This window comes from Desulfobacterales bacterium, assembly GCA_029211065.1.
GTDB lineage: Bacteria > Desulfobacterota > Desulfobacteria > Desulfobacterales > JARGFK01 > JARGFK01.
This window is the reverse complement of the sequence record JARGFK010000011.1, coordinates 14,962-40,073: the sequence shown is the minus strand read 5'-3', so window position 1 is coordinate 40,073 and position 25,112 is coordinate 14,962. Positions and strand designations below refer to the sequence as shown.

15 protein-coding genes and 1 pseudogene are annotated in these 25,112 nt (G+C 51.6%); 4 read left to right on the top strand and 12 right to left on the bottom strand.

The window, feature by feature from the left end:
- Positions 1 to 51 precede the first annotated feature (51 nt).
- The 3 genes from P1P89_04165 to sppA all read right to left on the bottom strand — a co-directional run bounded on the left by P1P89_04165 (position 52) and on the right by sppA (position 3,519).
- Complete coding sequence (locus P1P89_04165; GenBank protein MDF1590689.1) at positions 52 to 1,311, bottom strand: (Fe-S)-binding protein; 1,260 nt, start codon at positions 1,309 to 1,311, stop codon at positions 52 to 54.
- 355 nt (positions 1,312 to 1,666) lie between these two features.
- Complete coding sequence (locus P1P89_04160) at positions 1,667 to 2,251, bottom strand: hypothetical protein (GenBank protein ID MDF1590688.1); 585 nt, start codon at positions 2,249 to 2,251, stop codon at positions 1,667 to 1,669.
- A gap of 287 nt (positions 2,252 to 2,538) precedes the next feature.
- Entirely contained in the window at positions 2,539 to 3,519 is a 981-nt protein-coding gene (gene sppA / locus P1P89_04155) for a signal peptide peptidase SppA (protein ID MDF1590687.1), read from the bottom strand.
- A gap of 35 nt (positions 3,520 to 3,554) precedes the next feature.
- Between sppA and P1P89_04150 the strand changes: the two genes are divergently transcribed.
- The 3 genes from P1P89_04150 to P1P89_04140 all read left to right on the top strand — a co-directional run bounded on the left by P1P89_04150 (position 3,555) and on the right by P1P89_04140 (position 7,095).
- The gene (locus tag P1P89_04150; GenBank protein ID MDF1590686.1) at positions 3,555 to 3,770 is read left to right on the top strand and encodes a hypothetical protein; all 216 of its coding nucleotides are present in this window, start codon (positions 3,555 to 3,557) and stop codon (positions 3,768 to 3,770) included.
- Between the two features lie 148 nt (positions 3,771 to 3,918).
- Positions 3,919 to 5,163 (top strand): glycogen synthase, encoded by a 1,245-nt coding sequence (gene glgA / locus P1P89_04145; protein ID MDF1590685.1) that lies wholly within the window; start codon positions 3,919 to 3,921, stop codon positions 5,161 to 5,163.
- 159 nt (positions 5,164 to 5,322) lie between these two features.
- Positions 5,323 to 7,095 (top strand): glycoside hydrolase family 15 protein, encoded by a 1,773-nt coding sequence (locus P1P89_04140; GenBank protein ID MDF1590684.1) that lies wholly within the window; start codon positions 5,323 to 5,325, stop codon positions 7,093 to 7,095.
- A 95-nt stretch (positions 7,096 to 7,190) separates the two neighbouring features.
- On the opposite strand, the pseudogene malQ reads toward P1P89_04140, so the two are convergent.
- The 6 genes and pseudogenes from malQ to P1P89_04110 form a co-directional block, all read right to left on the bottom strand.
- Positions 7,191 to 8,693 (bottom strand): annotated as a pseudogene (gene malQ / locus P1P89_04135) (4-alpha-glucanotransferase).
- Positions 8,694 to 8,706: 13 nt separating this feature from the next.
- On the bottom strand, positions 8,707 to 11,133 hold the full coding sequence (locus P1P89_04130; GenBank protein MDF1590683.1) for a DUF3536 domain-containing protein: 2,427 nt from the start codon (positions 11,131 to 11,133) through the stop codon (positions 8,707 to 8,709).
- A gap of 82 nt (positions 11,134 to 11,215) precedes the next feature.
- A complete protein-coding gene (locus P1P89_04125; GenBank protein MDF1590682.1) occupies positions 11,216 to 11,611 on the bottom strand; it encodes a hypothetical protein in 396 nt (131 codons plus the stop codon).
- Positions 11,608 to 13,515 carry a 1,4-alpha-glucan branching protein GlgB gene (gene glgB, locus P1P89_04120; GenBank protein MDF1590681.1) on the bottom strand — a complete coding sequence of 636 codons (1,908 nt, stop codon included), beginning with the start codon at positions 13,513 to 13,515 and terminating at the stop codon, positions 11,608 to 11,610. Before glgB ends, P1P89_04125 begins: the two co-directional genes overlap by 4 nt.
- 36 nt (positions 13,516 to 13,551) lie before the next feature.
- Complete coding sequence (gene treS, locus P1P89_04115) at positions 13,552 to 16,914, bottom strand: maltose alpha-D-glucosyltransferase (GenBank protein ID MDF1590680.1); 3,363 nt, start codon at positions 16,912 to 16,914, stop codon at positions 13,552 to 13,554.
- Between the two features lie 10 nt (positions 16,915 to 16,924).
- Positions 16,925 to 18,916: an alpha-1,4-glucan--maltose-1-phosphate maltosyltransferase gene (locus P1P89_04110; GenBank protein ID MDF1590679.1), complete on the bottom strand. Its 1,992-nt coding sequence runs from the start codon at positions 18,914 to 18,916 to the stop codon at positions 16,925 to 16,927.
- Between the two features lie 180 nt (positions 18,917 to 19,096).
- Between P1P89_04110 and P1P89_04105 the strand changes: the two genes are divergently transcribed.
- A complete protein-coding gene (locus P1P89_04105) occupies positions 19,097 to 21,280 on the top strand; it encodes a bifunctional alpha,alpha-trehalose-phosphate synthase (UDP-forming)/trehalose-phosphatase (GenBank protein ID MDF1590678.1) in 2,184 nt (727 codons plus the stop codon).
- Between the two features lie 19 nt (positions 21,281 to 21,299).
- Here P1P89_04105 and P1P89_04100 read toward each other — a convergent pair whose 3' ends face one another.
- The 3 genes from P1P89_04100 to P1P89_04090 all read right to left on the bottom strand — a co-directional run bounded on the left by P1P89_04100 (position 21,300) and on the right by P1P89_04090 (position 25,068).
- Positions 21,300 to 22,361, bottom strand: a complete 1,062-nt coding sequence (locus P1P89_04100) for a mechanosensitive ion channel (protein MDF1590677.1) — start codon at positions 22,359 to 22,361, stop codon at positions 21,300 to 21,302.
- Between the two features lie 88 nt (positions 22,362 to 22,449).
- Positions 22,450 to 23,238 (bottom strand): trehalose-phosphatase, encoded by a 789-nt coding sequence (gene otsB / locus P1P89_04095; protein ID MDF1590676.1) that lies wholly within the window; start codon positions 23,236 to 23,238, stop codon positions 22,450 to 22,452.
- 51 nt (positions 23,239 to 23,289) lie between these two features.
- A complete protein-coding gene (locus P1P89_04090) occupies positions 23,290 to 25,068 on the bottom strand; it encodes an adenine deaminase C-terminal domain-containing protein (protein MDF1590675.1) in 1,779 nt (592 codons plus the stop codon).
- Between the last annotated feature and the right edge of the window lie 44 nt (positions 25,069 to 25,112).

Sequence of the window (25,112 nt, the reverse complement as noted above, 5' to 3'; positions counted from 1 at the left end):
TTTGAAATTCTTTTTTACGAAAAAAAACGATTTCATGATTTGATTACAGGATTACAATCCCACAAAGACGGTTTGCAACACTTCAATGATGCGTTCTCTTTCAAAAGGCGATTTTGCGATACGTTCATTCGCATCCTTTAAAATCCGATCCAGGTTTCCCCAAAGCGTATATTTCTTGAACGTATCGTCACGCCGGATGCCAATGGCCTCGGCTACCAGATTGACGTAATTGGTGATGCTGAAATCGTAATGCGGTTCTTCAGCCGCAAAAGCCTGGCTGCAATAGTGACAAACCGTAACCAGTCGCTCCGCTCCGGTTTGGGCAGCTTCCTGAAGGCGGTCTTTACGAAGCCGGGCGCTGCTTTGCGGGAACCAGCGGTCGGCACCACTGCCGCAGCAAATTGTTTCCATGCCATGATGCTTCATTTCCCTGGGCGCCACCCCGGGCAATTGCCGCAATACCTCACGGGGTCCATTGCGGTCAACTCCCGTGTGGGCCGACTTGCAAGCTTCATGGAGTGTGACCGTTCCGGCCGCAGCCCGGGTGAGTGGCAGTTTGTTCATGTTTTCAGCCAAGTACTGCGGAAACGACAGAATCTCAAACGGGACATCCATGGAAGGCTTGATGTATTTATCAAAACGACAAAGGCAGGTAGGGCACCAGAGCACGATGGCATCTGGATCGAAGCGTGCGATAGCCGCTACCAGTTCTTCAGCCCTGTTGCATCCCGCCCTGATATCACCCAAAAACAAATGGTTGTCGCCGCAGCAAAACTCAATACCCGGCAGAAAGGCGTATTCATCGCCGATAGCGTCCATAATATCCAAAGCATTAAGAATTTTTTCCGGTTGAGAGTATACGTTGCATCCGGGGAAAAAAACGTAGGGTACCGTTTGCTTATTAGGGGATAGGGTAATTCGGTTGTATTCCGGTCCGGATACCTGGACGCTTGCCAGTACCCGATGGTTACCGGCGGATGGTTTGGCGTCACCGAAAGCCGTATTTATCAGTCCTTTGGAGATATAGTCTTCCTTGATGAGTTCGTTGACCAGCAAGGGGTTTAGGTCCTCGGGGCACATGCCGGACGTGCATTTAAAACATTCCATGCAGGCAAAAGCCTTGGTGTAAGCCTGTTGATTGGGAGTTCCGCTGTCCATAAAATCAAACACCCCTTTCTGAATATCCCAAGAGGGAATCTCGCTGATATCCGTATAGGGTAAAATCGGGCAGCCTTCGGCACAGAGCCCGCATTGGGTGCAGTGATTAAGAAAACGTTGTTTTTCCCTGATGAAGTGATCAAGAACCGGCACGTATATTTCCCCCAATTTGCTATATTCGTAAACGGGATAGACTCAAGCACCCCAAAATATTATCAGGAAAACATGGTAATTGAAAACATGCCATGCCTGCCGAGTATTACCATATTTAGATCTAAACAAAAGCATCAAGTATAGATCCAACACTCTTCAAGATAGCGGTGCTGAAAAAACTTTGGGAGCGTTGTCGGATTGTGTCGTTGGGAAATGGCCATGTGGGTTGTGATACGGTGGCGCTGTACGTAAAAAGGCTGTTTTAAAGAAAATCCAGTGACTTTAAACTCAGCGATTGCCGTCCCTTGATCCTTTTAAAAAATTCATCCCGGTTAGGGTGGATTCGGCGAAGTTTTTAAGCCCCTACCGGGCAAGACAATTCACAGGCACGGCAATATGTAATCACCAAATTGCGTTTACCATTTTTGCCGATTTCTCCAGCGGGAACTTTATTTTCCACGTCGGCATCTATCTGCTTAAGGCAGATCAACCGGCTATATTTCCCGTTGGGAAAGGCCTTCATTGGGCAGGCTTTATGGCAAAAAACCTCGCAGGTTTCACATGGGGTAAATCCTTCAAGTGCTTCTGTCGGCTGGAAATCCCCCTCCAGCAGAATCGAACGCAGCCTGATTCTAGGTCCCCACTCGGGATGCAATAACAGATTGCTTCGACCGATGATACCCATGCCGGATAAAACAGCGGCGTCTTTGAGAAACAGTCCTCCCTTTTCAATATGATAGGGCAGCGGGTGAGCGGCCAGGTCATATTTTTCTCGCAGCCACCTTTTCAGCAACTCCGATATTTCCCGAAGACGCCTGTTTCCCCAGGTATCGCCGCGTTCCCAATAGTCCAAACGCGGGTCCTTTTCCGGATGATTCAACCCCAGTATCAACACGGTTTGGGCCTGCACCGGCCAATTATTAATCAAAACATCGTCCATCTGGGTTGCGCTGCGCGGGCCTTCTGGCGCTTGATATGAAGGGCCTTCTAAAACATCTTTTAAACCTGCAATTCCCGCTCGGATTCCATCATACGATTCAGCTTGCAAGATGACATCCGCAGTTAGAGACGCTTTTGATGTCAAAATTATCAGTTCCTTAAATTCAGATATATGCAGAATAGGCAAACTATTAAATTTGAAATTATTCTGTAAATATCATAGTGAACACGCATTGCCAACAGACGTAACGAGAATGATAATTGAGCGGCAATAGGTGTCGATATCTTCTAAAACGAGCCGGTTCCCGGCAGCCAGAGATAATAAAAACCGGGGTCCATGGAAGACAGCGCCGGGGGCAGATTCAGATTAACCAAAGAAACATTCAAGTCGCCGTTCCGGCTCACGGCGGTATTATAGATGTTGTCATTGGCATATTCGCTGCGGCGATAGACCACCACCCGGGCGTCGTCCGGCACCCCTGAAAGTTTTTTTGCGGTCGCAAACGCATCGCTTAAATAGCCCACTGCGTCAATCAGGCCGATTTCCTTTGCTTCTTGGGCCGTGAACACCCGGGCGCTGGCCGTTAGTTCCAGATGTTCGCTTGTCGGCTTGCGATGGGTTTTCACCAGCGTGATAAACCGGCGGCCGAAGTCATCGGTTATGTTCTGCAGCAGTTTGTTTTCTTCGGCGGTCGCCGGACGAAAGGGTGAGGCCATGTCCTTGTTTTCTCCAAACTTATGAATGTCGACGCCCACGCCGATTTTGTCCATGAGTTCGGTGACCTTGGGCATCAGCAGGATAACCCCCACAGAGCCGGTCAGGGTGGTGGGGTGCGCCAGGATATGGTCGGCCGGCAGGGCAATGTAATATCCGCCGGATGCGGCCACATCCATCATGGCGGCAACCACCTTAACGCCGCTGCGCTTTTTAAAGGCCGCGATTTCGTGATAGAGAATGTCACTGGCGGTAACAGAGCCTCCGGGTGAATTGATTTTAAGAACGACCGCCTTTATCTCTTTATTTTTTTCCGCCAGTTGAAGCTGGGATACAACTTCCTGGACGATGGAGGGCTTGTCGATAATAGTTCCCCTGGATTTGTCCGACAGGATGCCGGTTATGGGAATTATCAGCACTTTTTCTTTGCCCGTTCCGGAAACGGTAAATTCTTTCAAGGGGTCCGTCGCGTCCGGATAAAGTTTTATTTTGGGTGCGCAGCCCATCGCAACAGCTGCCAGGAAAAGAATAAAAATAATAATGTATTTTCGCATTTTTTCTCCTTTCGACGGCTAAAACCTAAGGGGTTATGCGCCGTAAAAAAACATTTTTCTTTTACGTCAATCTGAAAAAGGCGGGATCGGTGCAGAAAAAAGCATTCGATGCCAATAAACTATCTATAAACATTTTTGGTGTGATTGTCGAATTTCAGTTCAAAAATTCCCAAGACTCGACGGCTTTAAAGGAAAGATCGACCCGTCGTTCAGCCTGCCCCGGGCCGGATATTCCTCTTATGTTCAAATGATGCTTTCATTTGGTACTGAAATTGACTATAAGAAATTATTACTTCAAGCCAGGTGAGGGCGCTTTCCATTTTATGATAAAGCCCCTACAGCAGTCATGGACAGGCAATCGGCATCAGATTATTCTTTAAAAGAAAAGGTGGCGTTGTTTTGAAAATAGCCGTTTTGACGAAAGAGTTTCCGCCTTATATTTACGGCGGTGCAGGCGTACACGTAGATTATCTAACCGGAAATCTCGCGAAGATCGATGACGGGGTGAACGAGATCAAGGTGATGTGCTTTGGCGATCAATACAAACAGGCATCGAATTTAAACATAACGGGAGTTCAACTTCCTTCGACCTGTAACATTAAGGGAACCGACTATCCCTCCCTTATCGATACGCTCATACGAGATGCACTGATGGCCGGTGCGCTCGAAGAGGCGGACCTTATCCACTGCCATACATGGTACACGCATCTGGCCGGGTGTCTCCTCAAACAGATGCTGGGTGTTCCCCTGGTGTTGACCGCCCATTCATTGGAACCCCTGCGCCCATGGAAGAAGGAGCAATTGGGGCGGGCTTACTTCGCCAGTTCATGGATCGAAAAGACCGCGTTTCAGAATGCGGACGGCGTTATTGCGGTTTCCCGGTCCATGAATGACGATATCCAACGCGTCTATGGAATTCCCGAACAAAGGATGGAGGTTATTTTCAATGGGATCGACGCCGATCACTATCGATCCAGGGAAAATCCATCGGTTGTGGCATCTTATGGGATCAATCCCGAAAAGCCCTATATTATGATGGTTTCTCGTCTGACCCGGCAAAAGGGGATTCACCATTTCCTTGCGGCGATTTCCCACCTCGAAACGGATGTTCAGGCGGTCGTGTGTGCCAGCGCCCCGGACACGCCGGAGTTCAGGCAGGAGGTTTCGGGTATGGTTAGAAAAATTCAGAAACAATTCCGAAAAAAGATCATCTGGGTTGAGGAAACAGTCCCGCGGGAGGATTTGATCGTTTTATACAGCCACGCGCAGCTTTTTGTCTGCCCGTCTATTTATGAGCCTTTCGGAATCATTAACTTGGAAGCCATGTCCTGTGGCACGCCGGTGGTTGCATCGGCTGTCGGGGGCATACGCGAAGTGGTGGTAGACGGACAAACAGGCCGCCTGGTTTCCTTCGAGCCGAAGAGCCCGCAGGATCCAGAGCCTCGAGACCCCGATCGGTTCGCCCGCGCACTGGCACGCCAGATAGACCAAATGCTCGGAGATCCCGCTGAGCTCGATAAAATGGGAAAATGCTCGCGAAAGAGAATTCAGGAAGTCTTTAGTTGGACGGCTGTTGCAAAAAAGACCTTGAATTATTACCAGAAGCTGGTCAATCAGGCAAAATCATCCGTTAAGCAAGTATAGAAAAAAAGGAAATAGGCATGGATCACGTGGTTTCAGCGTTACCTATTTCGACCTACCGCATCCAGCTGAGCGCGGAAGACATTATATTTCAGATCTATTGAAAGAATTTCCGGTGGGGCTTTTTCTAAATACCGACTTATGGTTTGAAGGAGGGTGCACATGAAAAATTTGAATTACGGCGTGATCGGCAACTGCACGAGCGCCGCACTGGTATCGGAACGGGGAGCGATTGAATGGTGTTGTCTGCCCACATTCGATTCCCCCGCTGTTTTCGCCAAAATTCTGGATTCGCAGCAAGGGGGGGAGTTTTCCATCGAGGTCTCCGGCAAGTACGGCATCCAACAACGATATGTCTCGAAAACCAACGTTCTGAAGACCGCCTTTTCCAATGGAGAAGATCGATTCGAGCTGATCGATTTTATGCCGCGCTACAAGATCGAATCCGGGCTATACTACTGCCCCCCGGATCTCATCCGATATGTCAGGCACATTTCCGGCAAGCCGAAAATCCGTGTCATTTATAATCCGCGGCCGGTATACGCGCAACATGACGTAAAGACCGAGGTGCGAAAAGAATACATTAAAACCGGAACCGTCAAGGGGCCTTACGAGTCCATCTATCTATACTCCGATCTTGAGCTTTCCCGGGTGGCGGCCGGTGAACCGATTGCCATCGACCGGGATTGCTTTTTTCTGCTCAGCTACAATCAGAAGCTCACCCCGCTGAACATCGACGCCATTGTTTTGGAGTACGAAAGGACCCGGATCTACTGGCTGATCTGGTCCTCCAAGACCCGGCGGTTTTCACGCTTTAATGATGAAATCGGTCGAAGCGCCCTGGTACTGAAATTGTTGACCTATCAAAAGACCGGCGCCATGCTTGCGGCGGTCACCACGTCCTTGCCGGAGGACCCGGGCGCCGAAAGAAACTGGGACTACCGATACTGCTGGCTTCGGGATGCGGGCATGGCCGTAAGCGTGATGGTAAAACTGGGCCACTACCGGGTCGCCAAGCGTTTTCTGGACTATGTGATCGATGTCATTCCATTTAAGAATGAGAAGATACAGATTGTTTACGGCATCAACGGGCAGAAAAAGCTGACGGAAAAAAAGTTGGATTGGTTGGCCGGTTATGAAAATTCAAGACCGGTCCGCATCGGAAACGCGGCTTACAGCCAAAAACAAAATGACATCTTTGGCGTCGTGTTGGACGTGATTTATCAATACCTGACGATTTTCAAGCGCGAGGCGGTCGAGAACCGGGAGGATCTGTGGACCGTCGTTCGCACCCTGGCCCGGCATGTGGAACAGAATTGGACCCGAAAGGACCGCGGCATATGGGAATTTCGGGGGTCAAACAAGCATTTCACCTTTTCCAAGGTGCTCTGCTGGGTGAGCATGGATCGGGCCGCCCGGATCGCGCAATATTTCGGGATGCCGAGCTATGTGCGGGTATGGTCGAAGATGCGGGAAACCATCCTGAAGGATATTCTCGAAAAGGGATGGAACGCTGAATTGGGGGCATTTACCCAGGCTTACGGCGAAAAAGACCTGGACGCCGCCAACCTCCTGCTGGAGCATTACGGATTCATATCTTCCGACGACTCGAAGTATGTAAGCACGGTCATGTTGACAAGGAAACGGCTCGAAAAGGAGGGGCTGATGTACCGTTACAGGAATCACGACGATTTCGGCGTTCCGAAATCGTCGTTTACGGCCTGCAGCTTCTGGCTGATAAGGGGCCTGTGGAAAATCGGAAAAAGAAAAGAGGCCGAGGCCCTGTTTGAAAAAATGCTGGGCTATCGAAACCACCTTGGGCTGTTGAGCGAGGATATCGATTTCAAGACCAAGCGGCTGTTGGGCAATTATCCCCAGGGATACAGCCATCTGTCACTTGTCGACACGGCGATAACATTGGCAGGCGATGGATGACGGGTCTTCTTGCCGCAAAGATTTTCTTCCGGATGCTTTTTAACATCTTTTCCAGCCCGCCCTGGCCTGCCTGTGGAGATAAAGAGGTCCCTGTATCAGGCCCTGGCATACAGCCTGGTCATTTGCCGGAGCTGTTTGCGCGGGACCGCTGAAAATTGTGCCGGCGTCATTCGCCACAGCCAGTTGCCTTCTGACCGGCCAGGAATGTTGATGCGGGCATCCTTTCCCAGGGAGAGAAGGTCCTGCATGGGAATAATGCACAGGAACGCCGGCGAAATCATGGCAAGCCGGATCATTTCCTGCGGCAGATCGTCGGCGGAAAGCCTCCGGCCCAGGTAGGCATGCAACTGCTCTTTTTCACTTTGGACGGCGTCCCCTTCATACCATCCCCTGATGGTATTGGTGTCATGGGTTCCGGTGTAGATCACACAGTCCCTACCAATATTGTGCGGTGCATTGGGGTTGATTGACAAGTCGCCGCCGAATCCGAAAACGAGCAGCCTCATTCCCGGGAAATCATAGCGGCGCATGATTTCCCGCACATCGGCCGTGATGTAGCCGAGGTCTTCCGCAATGACCGGAAAAGCCGTAAAACGCCGCATCATCTCGTTAAAAAAATCGACCGCAGGCACGTTGACCCATTTTCCGTTTTTGGCGGTGCGTTTTCCGGAAGGAACTTCCCAGCAGGCTACCAGCCCCCTGAAATGATCGATCCGAATCGCGTCAAATAAACCCAAATTATGGGAAATTCGAAAACCCCACCACGCGTACCGGGTTTTTTGATGAACTGTCCATCTGTAGACCGGGTGTCCCCAGAGCTGCCCGGTCTTGCTGAAATAGTCGGGGGGTACACCTGAGACAGCCTCGGGGCGCAGCTGTCGATCAAGTTTGAACAATTTCGGGTTCGCCCAGACATCGGCGCTGTCATAAGGGACATAGATGGGGATGTCCCCCAGGATATGAACCCCTGTTCCTTTGCAATAGGCCTTTAGCCGCTGCCATTGCACCCAAAAAATATACTGCAAAAATTTAATGAAGTCTATTTCTTCCAACAAGTGGTTAGCGAGCGACCGGGTTGCACCTTTTTGGCGCATTCGAATCGGAGCCGGCCAATCACGCCACGTCTTTTCCTTAAAATGGGTCTTAAATGCCATGTAGCAGGAAAAATCTTGCAGCCATGGATCGTTTTTTTCACAGAATTCAATAAATCCCGGATCGCCGCCTCTTTTCCCGAACCGCTCAAAAGCTTTTAAAAAAAGCTGCTTCTTAAACCGGGAGACCGCTTCGTAGTCAATCTGTTTTTCAGAAAAAACGGGCGCCGTTTGCAGGTCTTGGCGGGATAGATGCCCGTCTTCGTAGAGACCCTCCGGGCTGATCAGCAGCGGATTGAAAGCAAATGCCGACGGGCTTTGGTAAGGCGAATGAAAACCGGCCGAAACGGTAGGGTTGATGGGAAGCACCTGCCAGTAACGCTGGCCGGCGTCGTGCAACAAATCGACCATCTTGTGGGAACCGGGGCCGAGATCACCGATACCAAATCGCGACGGCAAGGAAAAGACCGGCAGCAGGACGCCGCTTGAGCGGATGTTCACGCATGGCTCCTTTGCTTTTCTATGAAACTGAAACCTTTAAAATATCTCCAAGGGATTTGAAGATACCAATCCACTGCTGGATCTCCTTATTTTCTTGCGATGCTTTTTCCAGGCAGTCGGGATAGTACGATTTCATAATGGCGTAATAGATATTTTGAATTTTTCTTAAATTTATTTCAAACGGCAATGCCTCCAAAAGGCGAAATAAAGCTTCGATTTCCCCCAGCAGGCGAATGTCCGCAGGGGCAGCCAGAAGCCGGTCCATCAAGGACTCCAGCCGCCTTCGGATCGTTATTTCCAGGGTGGCGGAATCCAGGGAGATCCCCTGACGCCGGGCGCTTTCAAGAAGATTCTGGATGGCGGACCCATCGGGATCTTCCTGTTTAAAGGCGCGGATCAAATCCATGTTCATCACATACCGGGCGGCGGCCAGCAGGGCTTGCGGCGGCGGGATATTATTATCCGTCAAAAACCTTAGCAGCGGAGCGTTGGCTTCATTAATCTGACGATAATTTTGTTCGACATCCATCAGGGTGGATTTAAGTATCAAGTGCATAATTCGGCGCTGTTCGTCACAAAACAGACTCCGAATCGAGTAAAGGGAGGTGCCCAGCGACTTTTCGAGCAGCGAAAGCGTCTCCGGGAAAGAGGCTTTGTCGAAGGCGTCAAATATTTCATCGGCAAACCGGTCATCGTGTTCACTTGGGAGGTCTTCCATCAAGCAACCGCTCAGGTTATGGTCTCTCCAGTGCATGACCCCGTAACCGAAGCGGGATGATTGCAGTGTGATTTGCGAGATGACCGCTACCTGACCGACGGCGAGCTTGGCCTTACCCACCCGGCTGGCTCGATGCGCTTCCTGCTTGACGGTATAACAATAGATCGATGTCTCCCCCGGATACTCTTCAAAAAGGGAGCTCAGCGCATAATGGGCGGCAACGGTTTTCAAATCCACTATCGCGGGAACAACGAATTTTTCGTATAACTGCCTTCCATTTCCATAAGCGGCGAGATTGCTTTCGGCCATATTTAAAAGTTCCAGAAAATGAGGCTCCATGGATTCACCAAAGATTTGTTTGGCAATCTGGAGCACCCGGCCGGCATACTGGATAATCTGGACCGTTTCGATTCCCGAAATATCATCGAAGAACCACCCGCAACTGGTATACATGAGCATGGCATTGCGCTGGAGCTCCATCAGTTCGATCACCCGGGTTCGGTCTGAATCGGAAAGGGGTTTGGATTGATTTTTTTCAAAAAAGGCCCCAACGGCGTCCTGGGATCGAGCCAGAATGACCCGAATGTAGTTATTGCGGGCGGCCCAGGGATCCTTTACCAATCCTTGGGTCTCCTTTTCATACGCCGGCGCCAGCGCGTCCCGGAGCCAGTCAAGGGCCTCACGCAAAGGGGTGCGCCAAGCCTGTCGCCCTTTGGGGTGCCGGCCGGAATTGCATCCGCAATCGGAGCGCCAGCGTTCGATGCCGTGGATGCAGCTCCAGGAGCTGTTTTCAAAAATTTCAACTTCGTGGGTTGGGGGGTGTTTTTCAAGAAACTCGACGTAGTTGGTGATCCGGGCCAACCCCTGGCTTTCGATATAATGCAGCGCATAGGCCAGCGCCATGTCGCCGTTCGGGTGATGATGCCCGTAGCTTTCCCCATCGGTGGCAATATGCAGCAGGGCGGGATCGCTGCGATCGTTGGGGAAGGCATCCAGCAGTCGGTTGGCAAAGGTCTCCCCTTTGTATAAAAGACCTTCAAAAGCGACTGCGCGTGATACCGGACCGTCATAGAAGAAGAGGTTGATCGTCTTTCCGGAAGGAAGCCGGATCAGATACGCCCGGGTGGGGTCGATCCGAGCGCCGCTGATATCTCGCCATCGGTTTTTATCCATCGCTTTAACCCGTTTGGCTTGTCTGGGAGCCAGGATGGTAAAAAGGATGCCGCAGTCGGCCAGGACTTCCAGGGTGGCCAGGTCGACTGCTGTTTCCGGAAGCCACATCCCTTCCGGTTTTCGCCGGAACCGGTATTCGAAATCTTTGATCCCCCACAAGACCTGGGTTATCTTGTCGCGAGGGTTTGCCAGTGGAAGGATCATGTGATTGTAAGCCTGTGCCAATGCGGAACCGTGCCCGGAAAACCGCCGGCCGCTTTCCCGATCGGCTTCCAGGATCGCGCTGTAAACTTCCGGGGCGTGCCGTTCCAGCCAACAGAGCAGCGTTGGGCCGAAGTTGAAGCTGATAGCGGAATAATTGTTTACGATATCGATAATCCGGCCCTGTTCATCCAGTATCCGCGAAGTCGCATTGGGCCCATAGCACTCTGCGGTGATGCGTTCATTCCAGTCGTGGTAGGGGTAGGCCGAGTCCTGGAGTTCAACCGCCTCAAGCCATGCGTTTTCCCGGGGGGGCTGGTAAAAATGAGCATGAATGCAGACAAAACGTTCCATCAGTCGCTGTTCTTTCTTCGTGTAAGTACAATCAAAGCATAAGGAGACAATGCCAGTTCGACGGCGGTTATCCCCAATTCTTTTAAATCCGCAAGATGCGGCATGATCGCGTCAAAGGTGCCTTCGGAGGTGTAAGCGCCAACGTGAATTTCGTAAAACAGATACCGGTCCAGCAGTGGTCCTTCCATGGAAAATGCGGATCAAGGACTTCGGAGGGGCCGTGAATGCCTTTTGGTTGAAATCGGGACGCGGGATCCGGCCGTTCCAGGCGGTCGTCGAGGCGAAACAGGTAGCGCGTTCCGGGGTGAAGGTTTTCAACGATTACGCCGTGATAGCCGCGAGGAAATTTTTCAAACCGCACCATCCACTCATTTGGGGACAGGCTGTGAAGTGAAACGCGTTTGGCTTTCGGGGCCCACACCAGGAAGCTGGTGCGCCCTTCACCCAGACAGATTGCTCCCAGAGGCGGCCGCGTCATTTGGCCGGCTCCGATCTTTTGAAAAATACAACCGATAGGGGAGGCAAGGTGAGATTCAAAGAATATGGCAGGTCGTGATGCCGAACGGGTGCGGCTTCAACCGCCCCGAGGCTTCCCTGACCGCTGCCGCCATAATGCCGGCTATCACTGTTTAGCAGTTCGATCCAGGTCCCGCCGTGCGGCGCTCCCACCCGGAAGTTATGCCTCGGGATCGGGGTGAAATTGCAGGCGATAATGAGGACATCTGAATCCTTGTCCCCTTTTCGTATCAGGCTGAGGGTGCTCTGCAGAGAATCGTTGCAGTCGATCCAGCGAAACCCTTCGGGGGTAAAATCCTGCGCATGAAGGGCAGGCTGATCCCGATAGAGACTGTTGAGGTCCTTCACCCAATTGCGGAGCCCCTTATGAAGGGGGAGATCGAGCAAATGCCAGTCCAGGCTCTTGTCATGCGCCCATTCGCTCAACTGGCCGAATTCGCCCCCCATGAAGAGCAATTTTTTGCCGGGCTGGGCGTACATATAGCCGAACAGGAGCCTCAGGTTGGCAAACTTTTGCCATTCATCCCCGGGCATCTTGCCCAGCAGCGATCCTTTGCCGTGAACGACCTCGTCATGGGAAAGCGGCAGGATATAGTTTTCCTTGAAGGCATAAAGCATCCGGAAGGTCAGCCGGTCGTGGTGATAGGTCCGATGGATCGGGTCTTTGGATAAATAAGCCAGGGTGTCGTGCATCCACCCCATATCCCACTTCATGTCGAAGCCAAGGCCTCCCAGGTAGGTCGGTCGCGACACCATGGGCCAGGCGGTGGATTCTTCCGCAATGGTTAGCGTCTGGGGATAATTGCGATGCACCTCGTCGTTGAAGCGTTTCAACAAAGAGATGGCCTCCAGGTTCTCCTTGCCGCCGTATTCGTTGGGAATCCACTCTCCCGGGTTTCGGGAATAATCCAGGTAGAGCATCGAGGCGACGGCATCCACTCGGAATCCGTCGATGTGGTATTTATCCAGCCAGAACAGGGCGCTGCTGATCAAAAAACTCTGGATTTCGCTGCGGCCGTAATTAAAGATGCAGCTATTCCAGTCCGGATGGATCCCTTTTCGGGGATCGGCGTGCTCGAAAAGGTGGGTGCCGTCGAAAAAGTCGAGCCCGTGCTCGTCCGTAGGGAAATGCGAAGGAACCCAGTCTAGGATCACCCCGAAGCCGTGCTGGTGCAGATGATCGATCAGGAACATCAAGTCCCGTGGATGGCCGTAGCGACTGGTGGGGGCGAAATACCCGAGGCACTGGTATCCCCACGAACCGAAAAAGGGATGCTCCATCACCGGCAGAAACTCCACATGGGTAAATCCCGTTTGAAGAAGGTATTCGGTCAACTTGTCGGCAAGTTCGCGATAGGTCAGCGATCGGTTGTGATCCTCCGGAACCCGCATCCACGAGCCCGGATGAAGCTCATAAACGGCCATCGGCGAGGCAGCGGCATCTGTCAGCTTACGCCGGGCCATCCAATCTTCGTCTCCCCATTCATACTCGAGATTGCAGACCCTGGATGCCGTTTTAGGCGAAATTTCACTGTAAAAAGCAAAGGGATCGGCTTTGTCCACCCGATAATCATTTAATTTGGAGAGAATATGAAATTTGTAGGATGCGCCGTCAGAAACCCCGTCAATAAACCCTTCCCAGATCCCGGACGACCCCCGGGGTTGGAGCAAGTGCCGGTCGTTTTCCCAGTTGTTGAAATCTCCGGTCACGCTGACCTGCCTCGCATTGGGAGCCCACACCGCGAAATAGGCGCCAGGTGTTCCGTCCCTTTTTATCAGATGGGCGCCCATTTTATTATACAGCTGAAAGTGCCGGCCTTCATTAAACAGATAGATGTCGTCGTCGGTCAGTAAACTCAAATCCATAACGCCTCCTCCGGCGCGCTTTTTTTTACAGAAAGGCTACGCTTGCAACGCCCCCGTCAGTTGGCAGATGCCATGAAGGGGAATCTGCGCCCAGTCGGGCCGATTGTTGAGTTCGTAGCCCAGTTCGTAGATGCTTTTTTCCAGCAGGTAAATATCCAGAAGGACGCAAAGGTCCTCATGGTTGCTGGGCAGAAACTTTCCTTGAGCAGAAACGTTCAGATAGTCCTTAAGAAACATGGCGCCTACCCACATATGCCAGTAGTTTGCCCACGAGCCCAAAAATGGACGCTCCCCCGGTCGAGACTGCCCGCGCTCTTCCACCTCCATCAACGCAAAATGGGCGGCGTAGTGAAATGACCTGAGCATGCCGGCCACATCCCGAAGGGGGGAGCGCTTAATGCGACGTTCGGATATGGGACGGGCCGGTTCGCCTTCAAAATCGATGATGACAAAATCTTTGCCCGTGTAAAGCACTTGACCCAGATGGTAGTCGCCATGACAGCGGGACCGCCGGGCGTCGATCTGCCGGTCCAGCAAGCGCCGGAAACGTTCAATGATAGCCTTTTCCGCTTCCAAGACGCGGATGGCCAAGGGCTTGATCTCTTCGGGCAGATCCGGAAGGCGCCTGCGAAGCAGCGTCAGGTTGCGTTTGGTCGTTGCGCGCATGGACTGATAAATGCTTCGCTGGTAAAGCTTGGAAAAGGGTTCCGGTGCAAAGGCCGGGTCCGATGTGTCAGACGTCAGGATGAGGTGTAATTCGGCGGTTCGCCGGGCAAGCAGACGCACCGATTCCAAATAGAGCCCGATCCGGTCGACGGCCTCCCGGGGAGGGGATTCTTGAGACAGATCGATTATCGATGCGTTCGGATTGGAGGCTTGCTTTTTGGCGAGCGATTCTTCTATCAACTGCTTGAAGTAGGAATTGAGCAGATTGATGGTGTACTGCCACGCATCACCTTGGTTGCCAATGTACCCCTGAAGGATGGCCAGGGTTTTGGGCTCGTCTTTGCCGCTGGCATATTCGATGGCGCCCGCCACCGGGGGGACATGTTGAAATCGGTTTTTTGTGAGCATCCGGCCAATCTCAAGATCCGGGTTGAGACCGTCCTGAACCTGCCGGAACAACTTTAAGATGAAACGATTGCCATAGACAATAGAAGAATTGCTCTGATCGGCGGCGATGATCGAAGGCTCGGGCGGGGTCGAATCGGTTTGTAGGATCTTCCGGAACGTCGGGCCCATGGCGGCTTTGAGCTCTCCCGCAATCCCTTTTTTCCGGTAGCCACGGGCCAGTATTTGCAGCAGCAGGTTATCAAAGGATTTGTCGGCCAGCGGGTCATAGAGGATCCCCTCTTCGGTGGTGTTCTTGAACTGCAGTCGGGCCAAAACCCTAGAGGCGCTATGGCTTCGGATTTCTTGTGCGCGCTTTCCGGCGGCATACGACATCGAAAGCTGGTAGGTTTCTGTGCCGCCATCCATATAAGCTGTTTCCAGAAACATCAAAAACGCCTTGTAACCGTCTCCCTCTAGCGGTAGGATCTCCCGCAGCCGGCCGGTCTTGATCTGCCGGGCCTTGCCCCCGAACCACCTCTGGCTGCCCAGATACTGCGTCAGCAGCGCTTCGAGCCGGGAAGCGTATTTTTCCGTAAAGACTTCCTCGATGGATCGGGATAGTTTGAAAAGCGGCAGGGTCTTTTGTTCCGTCGCGTGCAACTCGGCAGGCTGAAACGTTTCAGCCGGCTGCAATTGAAACCAGTAGAAAGAATGAGGGCCGAGGGTGAGAAAGTAAGGCGTCTTTTCCACCCCGGGAAAGGCCATTCGTCCGAACAGTTCGATAAGGGCTGCTCCCGCATACCCGGAAAGGTCGAGCTTGACAAACTGAACATAGCGGGAAAGATTGACCACCACCAGGAGATGTTCGTCTTCGTAGCGGCGGACAAAGGCTAGAATACTTGGGTTATCCGGCTGAAGGAATTCAAGTGTTCCGCGGCTAAAGGCCTTGTAGCGTTTTCGCAAACCAATCATGCGCCGCATCCACCACAGCAGCGAATGCTGATTGCCTTCCAGGGACTCAACGTTGATAACTTCATAATGGTATTCCGGGTCGATAATTACCGGCAGGTATAACCGCTGGGGGTTGGCCCGGGAAAAACCGGCATTGCGATCCGGGCTCCACTGCATGGGGGTGCGAACGCCGTCGCGATCTCCCAGAAAAACATTATCCCCCATCCCGATCTCATCCCCATAATAAAGGATGGGTGATCCGGGCATGGAAAGCAGCAGCGCGTTCATCAGTTCGATCCGCCGCCGGTGATTTCCCAACAGCGGCGAGAGCCGGCGCCGTATTCCGAGATTAAGCCGCATCTGGGGGTCCCGGGCATACATCCGATACATATAGTCCCGTTCTTCATCGGTCACCATCTCGAGGGTCAATTCATCGTGATTTCGTAAAAATACCGCCCACTGGCAAGATTCGGGGATCTCCGGGGTCTGATCCAGAATGTCGATTATGGGAAACCGGTCTTCCATTCTCAGCGCCATGAACAGGCGCGGCATAAGGGGAAAATGGAAATTCATATGGCATTCATCACCGTTTCCAAAATACGCCGCTGCATCTTCGGGCCACTGATTGGCCTCCGCCAGCAGCATTCGGTCTCGGTGGCGGGCATCGATGTGCGCCCTGAGTTTCTTTAGAAAACCGTGAGTCTCCGGAAGGTTTTCGCAATTTGTTCCCTCTCGTTCATGCAGATAAGGCACTGCATCCAAACGCATGCCGTCGACCCCCATCTCCAGCCAGAAATCGAGTGCGCGAAAAACAGCCTTCCGAACGTTCGAATTGTCAAAATTAAGATCGGGCTGGTGGGAATAGAATCGATGCCAGAAATAGGCGCCTGCCACAGAGTCCCAGTTCCAGTTGGAAGATTCGAAATCCTGGAAGATGATGCGCGCTTGGCTGTATTTATCCGGCGTATCGCTCCATACGTAAAAATCACGCCAGCGGCTTCCGGGTTTGGCTTTTCTGGCGCGCTGAAACCAGGGATGCTGATCCGATGTGTGGTTGACGGGCAGTTCGGTAATCACCCGCAGGCCCCGGCGATGCGCTTGGCGCAAAAAAGCCTTAAAATCACGAAGTGTGCCGTATGATGGATGGATGTCCGTGTAATGGGCAATGTCGTAGCCGTCGTCTTTGAGCGGTGAAGGGTAAAACGGCAGGAGCCAGATGGCCGTAATTCCCAGACGTTGAAGGTAATCGAGTTTTTGGGTCAGCCCCTGAAAATCGCCGATGCCGTCGCCATTGCTGTCGCAAAAGGTTTTTACGTGAAGCTGATAAATGATCGCGTCCTTATACCAGAGCGGGTTTTCCTCCAGGATCGCATCGTCTTTCCTTGTAATCGCCATCGGGTCTCTTTTAGAGAAAATAATCGAAATCCCTTTCCGTGCGGATGCGCCTTCGAATGCGGAATATATGCGCCGGGGCTGCCTGCGGATTGAGTTCGACAAAATTTCGCGATCCCTGCCACAGATAGCGCGCGTCGCTCAAAAGGTCATGGACCTGAAATGGCAGGCCGGGGTCCAGACCCAATTTTTCAAGTGACAGTTCGATCCAGCCGGAATGGGTGTGGTGCGGGTCGAGATTGACGACGGTTAAAACAATATTGGAACCGTCCTGTGTATGTTTGCTGTAGCAGATGAGCTGTTCATTGTTTATGGGATGAAAATGGAGGCGCCAATCGTGCTGAAGCGCCGGATTATCGCGCCGGATTCGGTTCACCCGGGCGATGACGTCCCGGAGGCTATCGGGGGAATCGATATCCCAGTGTCGAAGCTGGTATTTCTCGGAATCCAGGTATTCTTCACTTCCCGGCTCCTTCGGTCTGTTTTCGCAACGTTCGAAGGCCGGTCCGTAAATGCCGTAACTGGCGCCCAGAGTGGCAGCCAGGATCAGTCGGATCACGAAAGCGGGCTTTCCCCCGGTCTGTAAGTATTCCGTAAGGATATCGGGTGTGTTCGGCCACAGGTTCGGCCAAAAGATCTCCCTGATATCGGTCTGGGTCAATTCCGTGAAGTACTGCGTAATTTCGGTTTTCGTGTTTCGCCAGGCAAAGTATGTATAAGATTGCGTAAATCCCACGCTGGCAAGCCGGTACATGATTTTGGGGCGGGTAAAGGCTTCGGCCAGAAAAACAACCTCCGGATAATCGCGCTTGATCTCATGGATAAGCGCTTCCCAGAGCGAAAAAGGTTTGGTATGCGGGTTGTCCACCCGAAAAATTCGAATTCCCTGATCGGCCCAGAATCGGACCACGCCGATCAGCTCCTGGAAAAGGTCCTGCCATTTTTCGGTCTCAAAATCAAACGGATAGATGTCTTCATATTTTTTCGGAGGATTTTCGGCATATTGGATTGCTCCGTCGGGTCTCAGCCGAAACCACTCAGGATGTTCGCTGACATAGGGATGGTCCGGCGAACACTGAAATGCAATGTCTATTGCAATTTCGATACGCAATTCAAGTGCCCTGGCGATCAGGCGCCGAAAGTCATCCAGTGTTCCCAATTGCGGATGAATGGTCTTATGGCCCCCTTCTTCGGCGCCGATGGCCCAGGGGCTTCCAAGATCATCCGGTCCCGCTACGGGCGCATTGTTTTTACCCTTGCGTTTGGTGCGGCCGATGGGGTGAATCGGGGGGAAATAAAGAACATCGAATCCCATTTCAGCGATATAAGGCAGCCGGTCGATACAATCATCGAAGGTGCCGTGGTTCCCTTGAAGCGGTCCGCACGATCGGGGAAACATCTCGTACCAGGTGCTAAAACGCGCACGCTTCCGCTCGACGATCACTTCCAGCTTTTTCCCGTTAATCTCTGCAAACCGGCGGTCCGGATATTTCGCCATCAAGTGGGTCATTTTTCGGCTTTTAATAAGAAGTGTCTTTTCATCGGAATCGGCGTCTGATTTGAGCATTTCCGCCCATTGATAAAGCTGCTCGGCATCCGGGCCGACAGCCCGCGAACCCGCCGATTCGAGCAACTCGGCTCCGATCAGAAAATCGATGGAAACATCCTGGCCGGCGGCCAATTTTTTCCCAATGTCCCTTTGCCAGGTTTTGAACCGATCCGCCCAAGCCTGGATAATATAATGGTAGATCCCGAGTTCTTCCACGGTAAAAGCGCCGGCCCAGCGGTCGTTGGAAATCAATCGCATGGGGACCGATGACCACCGGCTTTCTTTTTGGCTCCGGTAAAAAAGAAACGCCGAAATTTCGTCATGGCTGTCGATGAAGATATCGGCCTGAACCTGAACCGTTTCTCCCACAACCCGCTTCACAGCAAACCGACCGGAGGCGACTTCCGGGGAAACCCCCGAAATAACGACGCGTTTTCTGGGTTCAACTGATTTCATGTCATATTCATCCTTTTTTTCATGCTTTTACTCTATACTCATAACACAAATGCCGTCTGATGAAAAGTCTGCGACATTTATCCTGGAAAATTCGGGGCGGGCTCTCTGGGTTGAATTAACAGGCTGTCTGGTGTATGCATATCAATAATGAAGGTTGAATGAGTTGTGGAGGTGCCAGTTATGCAGACCGTTATCAATGTCTCGAATCGATTGCCGGTGACCGTCGGTGAAACCCTAACAAAGTCGTCGGGTGGGCTGGTCGGCGCAATGGACGGGCTCAAACAGATCTATGATTTTAAATGGGTAGGCTGGGCCGGAGACGTCACAGGCAACTCGGCAAATAAAAAACAGATCGCCGCTGAGTTGAAAGCGCGTTTCAACTACTACCCGGTATTTCTGACCAAAAAGGAAGTGACCGATTATTACACCGGATTTTCCAACTCCAGCATGTGGCCGTTGCTGCATTATATGACCACCCACGCCAGGTATGAAGAAAGGTGGTTTGAGCAGTATCGGCGGGTTAACCATATCTTTGCCGACGCCGTGTTAGATATCGCCCGCGAGGGCGATAACGTGTGGATTCACGATTATCATCTCATGCTGTTGCCGGCGATTCTCAGGAAGCGCAGGCCCTCTCTGAAGATCGGATTTTTTTTGCACACCCCGTTTCCATCCTATGAGGTATTCCGTTGCCACCCGAATCGAACGGAAGTGACCGAGGGGATGCTGGGTGCGGATTTGATCGGGTTTCACACCTTCGGATATTTGCGGCATTTTCGCAGTTCGGTGCTTCGCATCCTGGGGATTGAATCGGAAATGTACAGAGTCCCCGGAACTTTCCATGATACGATCATCGGGGTTTATCCCATCGGCATCAATACCGATAAGTTTTCTCGCGAATTAAGCTCTGACGCCTATCGCAAAAGCCTGAACGATCTGAGAAAGGCCCATTCGGGGAAGAAGATTGTTCTGAGCGTAGAGCGTATGGATTATACAAAGGGAATTCCCCGCAGGCTGGACGCCATCGAACGTTATTTACAGGCCGACGGGATGCGGGATGATATTGTTTTTATTTTCATCAACGTCCCCTCCCGGGAAAGCGTGCGGGAATACCGCGACCTGCGCCGGCAGGTGGAGCAGAAAGTCTCCAAAATTAATGGAAGATATTCGACCACCAAAAACGTTCCCGTTCATTTCATCTATCGTTCCATCGATTTTAGTGAGCTTTGCGCCCTGTATGCCATCGCCGATGTGGCACTGGTCACGCCACTTATCGACGGCATGAATCTGGTGGCCAAGGAATATCTGTTTTGCCAGCAGGAGGATAAACACGGGGTGCTGATCCTGAGTGAATTTGCAGGCGCCGCCCAGGAGCTTTCGCATGCATCCATCGTCAACCCTTATAATATTGGCGACATGGTTCAGAGCCTGCGGGAGGCATTCAATCTGCCGGAAGAAGAACGAAGGGTGCGATTGGAATTGATGAAACAGCGGGTAACCCGGCACAACGCCCGTCTTTGGGCAAAATCTTTCATCCGGGATCTTTCGTCGGAAACGTTGCCCCATAAGGCGGCCTCGGCGGTGGCCGAAGACCTGGAGTCTACTGTGCGGAAAAAGATCGTCCCCCAAAAGAGGGTCGCCATTTTTCTGGATTATGACGGAACATTGTCCGAGTTGAAACCAAAGCCATCGGACGCCGTTCCAGATGAAGAACTCGATGGGCTTCTCCGTAAAATCAGTGAAGTTGCCACCGTTGAAACTTATCTGATCAGCGGCCGGAAAAAAGAAGACATGGACCGGTGGTTTTCCAAGTATCATTTAAATCTTATCGCCGAACACGGCTACTATTACAGGACAAGTAATTCATCTGAATGGATCACGTTCAATCCCAACGCCGATTTATCGTGGAAAAACCAGATTAAGGATATTTTCAGACTCTATGCCGAAACCATACCCGGAAGTTTTGTTGAGGAAAAGACATCATCGGTGGTGTGGCATTATCGCAGAACAGACCCGGAACTGAGCACCATAAAGGCCAATCAACTGGTGAGCGAACTTTACGAAATGCTATCTAATCTGCCGGTTGAAATCCATCACGGTAAAAAAATCGTGGAAGTTAATTCGACTAAGGTAAACAAAGGGATCGTAATGGAATATTTTATCTCACAAAATAACTTTGATGCGGTTTTGTGCGCCGGCGACGACGAAACGGATGAAAATATGTTTCGGATGACCGATGATCGAATTGTCAGCGTAAAGGTGGGAAGCGGAAACACGGATGCTTCTTATCAACTGCCGAATCCGAGGGCGCTGAGGTCTTTCATTGAAAAGCTATTAAGGTGGAGAAGGGGCGAAAATGAATAATGTGGTTTTTTTATCTGTTTTAAACGACTTTGCGATTTTCAACTTCGGCCCGAACCCTGGGCAAACCATGGGGATATTGTTTCTGAATGAATTCAATAAGTTTTTCCCTGACTTCACATCGCAGATTCCAGGCATTGGACGCATCCGCCGCACTCATGAGCGCCCGTAATTCCACGGTTCTTTCCGAAGCGTTTGTGGTCTGAAGGCCCCATACTTTTCCATCCCAGAGGGGTGAGTCTTTTAAAATCCGATATAATTCTTCCCTGACAGCTTGAACCGGAACGGTGTAATCAACATAAAGAAAGACGGGTCCCAAAATATCGGCCGATGTGCGAGTCCAATTCTGAAACGGTTTTTCCATAAAGTACGTGATGGGCACAATCAATCGACGGAGGTCCCAAATTCGAACCACCACATAGGTCAGCGTAATCTCTTCAATCCGGCCCCATTCATTTTCAACAATGACCACATCATCGATTCGGATGGGCTGGGTAAAGGCAATCTGAATACCCGCAAGCAATGTGCTGATGGACCGCTGCGCGGCAAAGCCTACGATAATCCCCACAATGCCTGCTGAGGCCAGGATGCTGGTTCCTATCTGGCGGATCTTGCTGAATGTCATGAGAATTACGGCGAATGTCAATATACCCACGACTACCAGGATGATTCTTTTTATGATTCGGATCTGGGTTTGTATTGCCCTGGCCCTCAGATTGTCGGACACATCCATTCGATATCTTGAGAGCATAAATTCTTCCATCACACCCGTTACCTTCACAACCAACCAGGCGAAAGATAGAATCAACAAAATGTATAGGACTTGACTGACAAAAGCATGCGCAGAGGCCGTCAGTTGACCCAGCGGCATGAAAAAATTCAATGAGATGACGAGGATAAGCCACCGAAAAGGCCCCCGGCAATGCCTGAAGAAGATATTATCCAGTGTTGTTCCGCTGCGAGCTGATAGACGTTCAAAACCCTTGATAAGTAAATAGGATGCCACCAGGGCAACGATAACGGCCGCGAATAAAACAATTCCCGCCCTCATCCAGGTCTCGTAGTTTTTTATAAAGTCAAACATACCGGCCTCTTTTATGGTGAATCTTTGCATTGATTCTGAATTCCCGATGGCAGCGGCGCTATCGGGTCGGCTCTTAAGCTGAAAGCCCTTACTTCCCTCCCCGAGGTAGCCAGTTGGAAAGAAAGTTTAAAAGCTCTTCGGGGGGTTTGATCCAGATATCGGCTGCTGTCGGCCGTAATGCGTTTCGAACCAGAACTGCCAATCCTCTTCCTTTAATGGCTTTGAATGCATCCTCATCCGTCACATCGTCACCCAAATAAGCAGCAACAACATCCGGCCCCATTTCGTAAAGAACTGTTTTTACGGCATCTCCCTTGTTTCGAACAGGCGCCCGGAGTTCGAGGCCGCCATCAAATTCTTCTAAACTCAATTTCCAATCTTCGGCGATTCTTGAGAATGTTTCCATGACCTGACTTTTCATTTCGCTGATCTTTCGTTCATTCAATCCTCGCCAACGGACGGCAAGACACCCCGGTTTTTTTTCACATCGATTTAGATAGTCGGTTGTTTCGATCCACTCATCGGCCATGACCAGACCTTGCACGGCCATTTCATCCATTGAGGCAACCTCATAGGAACCGTCCGACTTCAATCTTTCCAACCCATGAGAGCCCCTTAACTCCGGTTTGACATCGAACTCTAAAAGGGCTTCCAAATCCCTGATACACCTGCCGCTGATAAAAACCGTCCGAACATCAGGTGCTTGCATGACTTTCTTCAGCATCTCACGCACACCGGGGTAAGGGAAGGCTTTTTCGGGATTGACGTGAAATGGCGCAAGTGTTCCATCATAATCTAATAATATCGCTTTTTGGCGTGCTTCGCTTGCTTGATGGTAAAACAACTGAAGATCCAACTTTGAGTTGAGTATTTTCATTTTTAATTCTTATTCATCTTAGTCTTGTATGCAATCTTCAAGTATTTAATATTAATCTATGAATAATCCAAGGGGCCGGCCGTCTTTCAGATTCACCAGGCCTTCTTCACAGATCCTTAAATAGGGAATAGCGGCGCCGGTAAGGGTGATCAGCGTCAACAAGGGGTTTTTTAAAGAAACGCCCAACTGTGAAATTGCCGCGTTCAAGCCTTCAAGTTTCGCCGCCAGGTCTCTCATGGGAAGCTCGGAAATGATACCCATTATCGGCAGCGGAATTTCAGCCAGGATGTCGCCGCGGCTGCAGACAACGGCGCCGCCCTGCAAGGCCATAATCCGGTTTACCGCCGTTGCCATGTCCGCACTATTTGTGCCCACGACCACTATGTCCGATGTGTCCCAGGCCCCGCTGGATGCAATGGCGCCGGATTTGAGGTTAAAGCCCCTGATAAAGCCGGTAAACATTTTGCCGGGCACATGGGTCCGGTCGATGGCAGCCACTTTGATGATATCTCTATCAAGATCCGCCTGAATTTCGCCGCCGGCTGCGGCAAGCGTTTCATGTTTTTCTCGGGTCACCAGGTCGGTGATCAGTTCAATCATTCTGACGCCGGCTTTTGTTTCACCGCTTTTTGCCGGAACGGAAAAATCCGACGGTTTCAGTTCCCTGGGAAGGGCGACGCTCTTCCGGCTCTTTTGGCTGAACTGATGAATCCTGGGAGTAACCAGAAGACGGCCGTCCCGGGCGACCAGCCGGCCGTTGCTGATGACATATCGGGGCTTAATGGTCTTGAGGTCGGGAAGGATAAGCATGTCTGCAAACCGGCCCGGGGCGATCCCGCCCACAAGACTGTCTATTGAAAAATGTTCCGCCACGTTTAGTGTGGCCATGCGGATGGCGGCAACCGGGTCAAAGCCGCAGTCAATGGCCTTTTGTACGACAAATTCCATGTATCCTTTTTCAAGGAGATCTTTCGGTTCAATCCCGTCGGTTACGAAGGAAAGCCGCCTGAAGCTAATGCCGCTGTCTTTTATCCGGGAAATGGATTGGAGGTCTCTGCGAATGCTGCCCTCTCTGATCATGACGTTCAGTCCCAGGCGCAGCCGGTCTAAAACTTCGTCCGCGGTGATGGGCTCATGACAGGAGGAGATACCGGCGGCAACAGAGGCCACCAATTTGCCGGCGGTTGCTCCGGCGGTGTGTCCCTCCAGGGTTTTATTGAAAAGCTGCGCCTGTCTAAAAATGGGCAGAATGCTGTCCGGGTCCTGGAGTACGGCCTGCCAGTAAGATTCTCCCAGCCCTAGGATATCGTCTCTTTCAAGAAGCGAACGTAAGGCGTCCGTGGAAATGCCCCGGGCCTGTTGGCTGATGGAAACCATTACCGGCGCCGTGGCAAAGATTTTAACGGGCTGCTCTTTGCAGGAATTTAAAAAATCGATGACACCGTCATGGCCGGCGACGGGAAACGTTTCCATGGTTTCAGTAACGATGGTGGTGGTCCCCCCCGGGATGACATGTTTTAAAAATTCAGCGGCCGTATACATCCAGGCAAGGTGGGCATGGCCGTCGATAAGGCCGGGAATCAGCGGGCAGCCCTGGGCATCGATAACATGAGTGCCGGCAGTAATGATGCTGCCGGGGTTGTCGCCCATATAGGCGATCCATCTTCCCTTGGCGCAGACTGCGTAGTTTTTCAGAACTTCTCCAGTGTAAACGTTCAGCAAACTTGCATTGACGACGGCTAGGTCGGCAGCCTCGCGGCCCAGGGCAACATCTATCAGTTGCCGGGATTCTGGGACGCTTTTATTAAACAAAGATGATGAGGTTTTCATGGCTTCGGGTGGCCCTTCATTTTTTTCGCTTAAGGGAGTTGTGC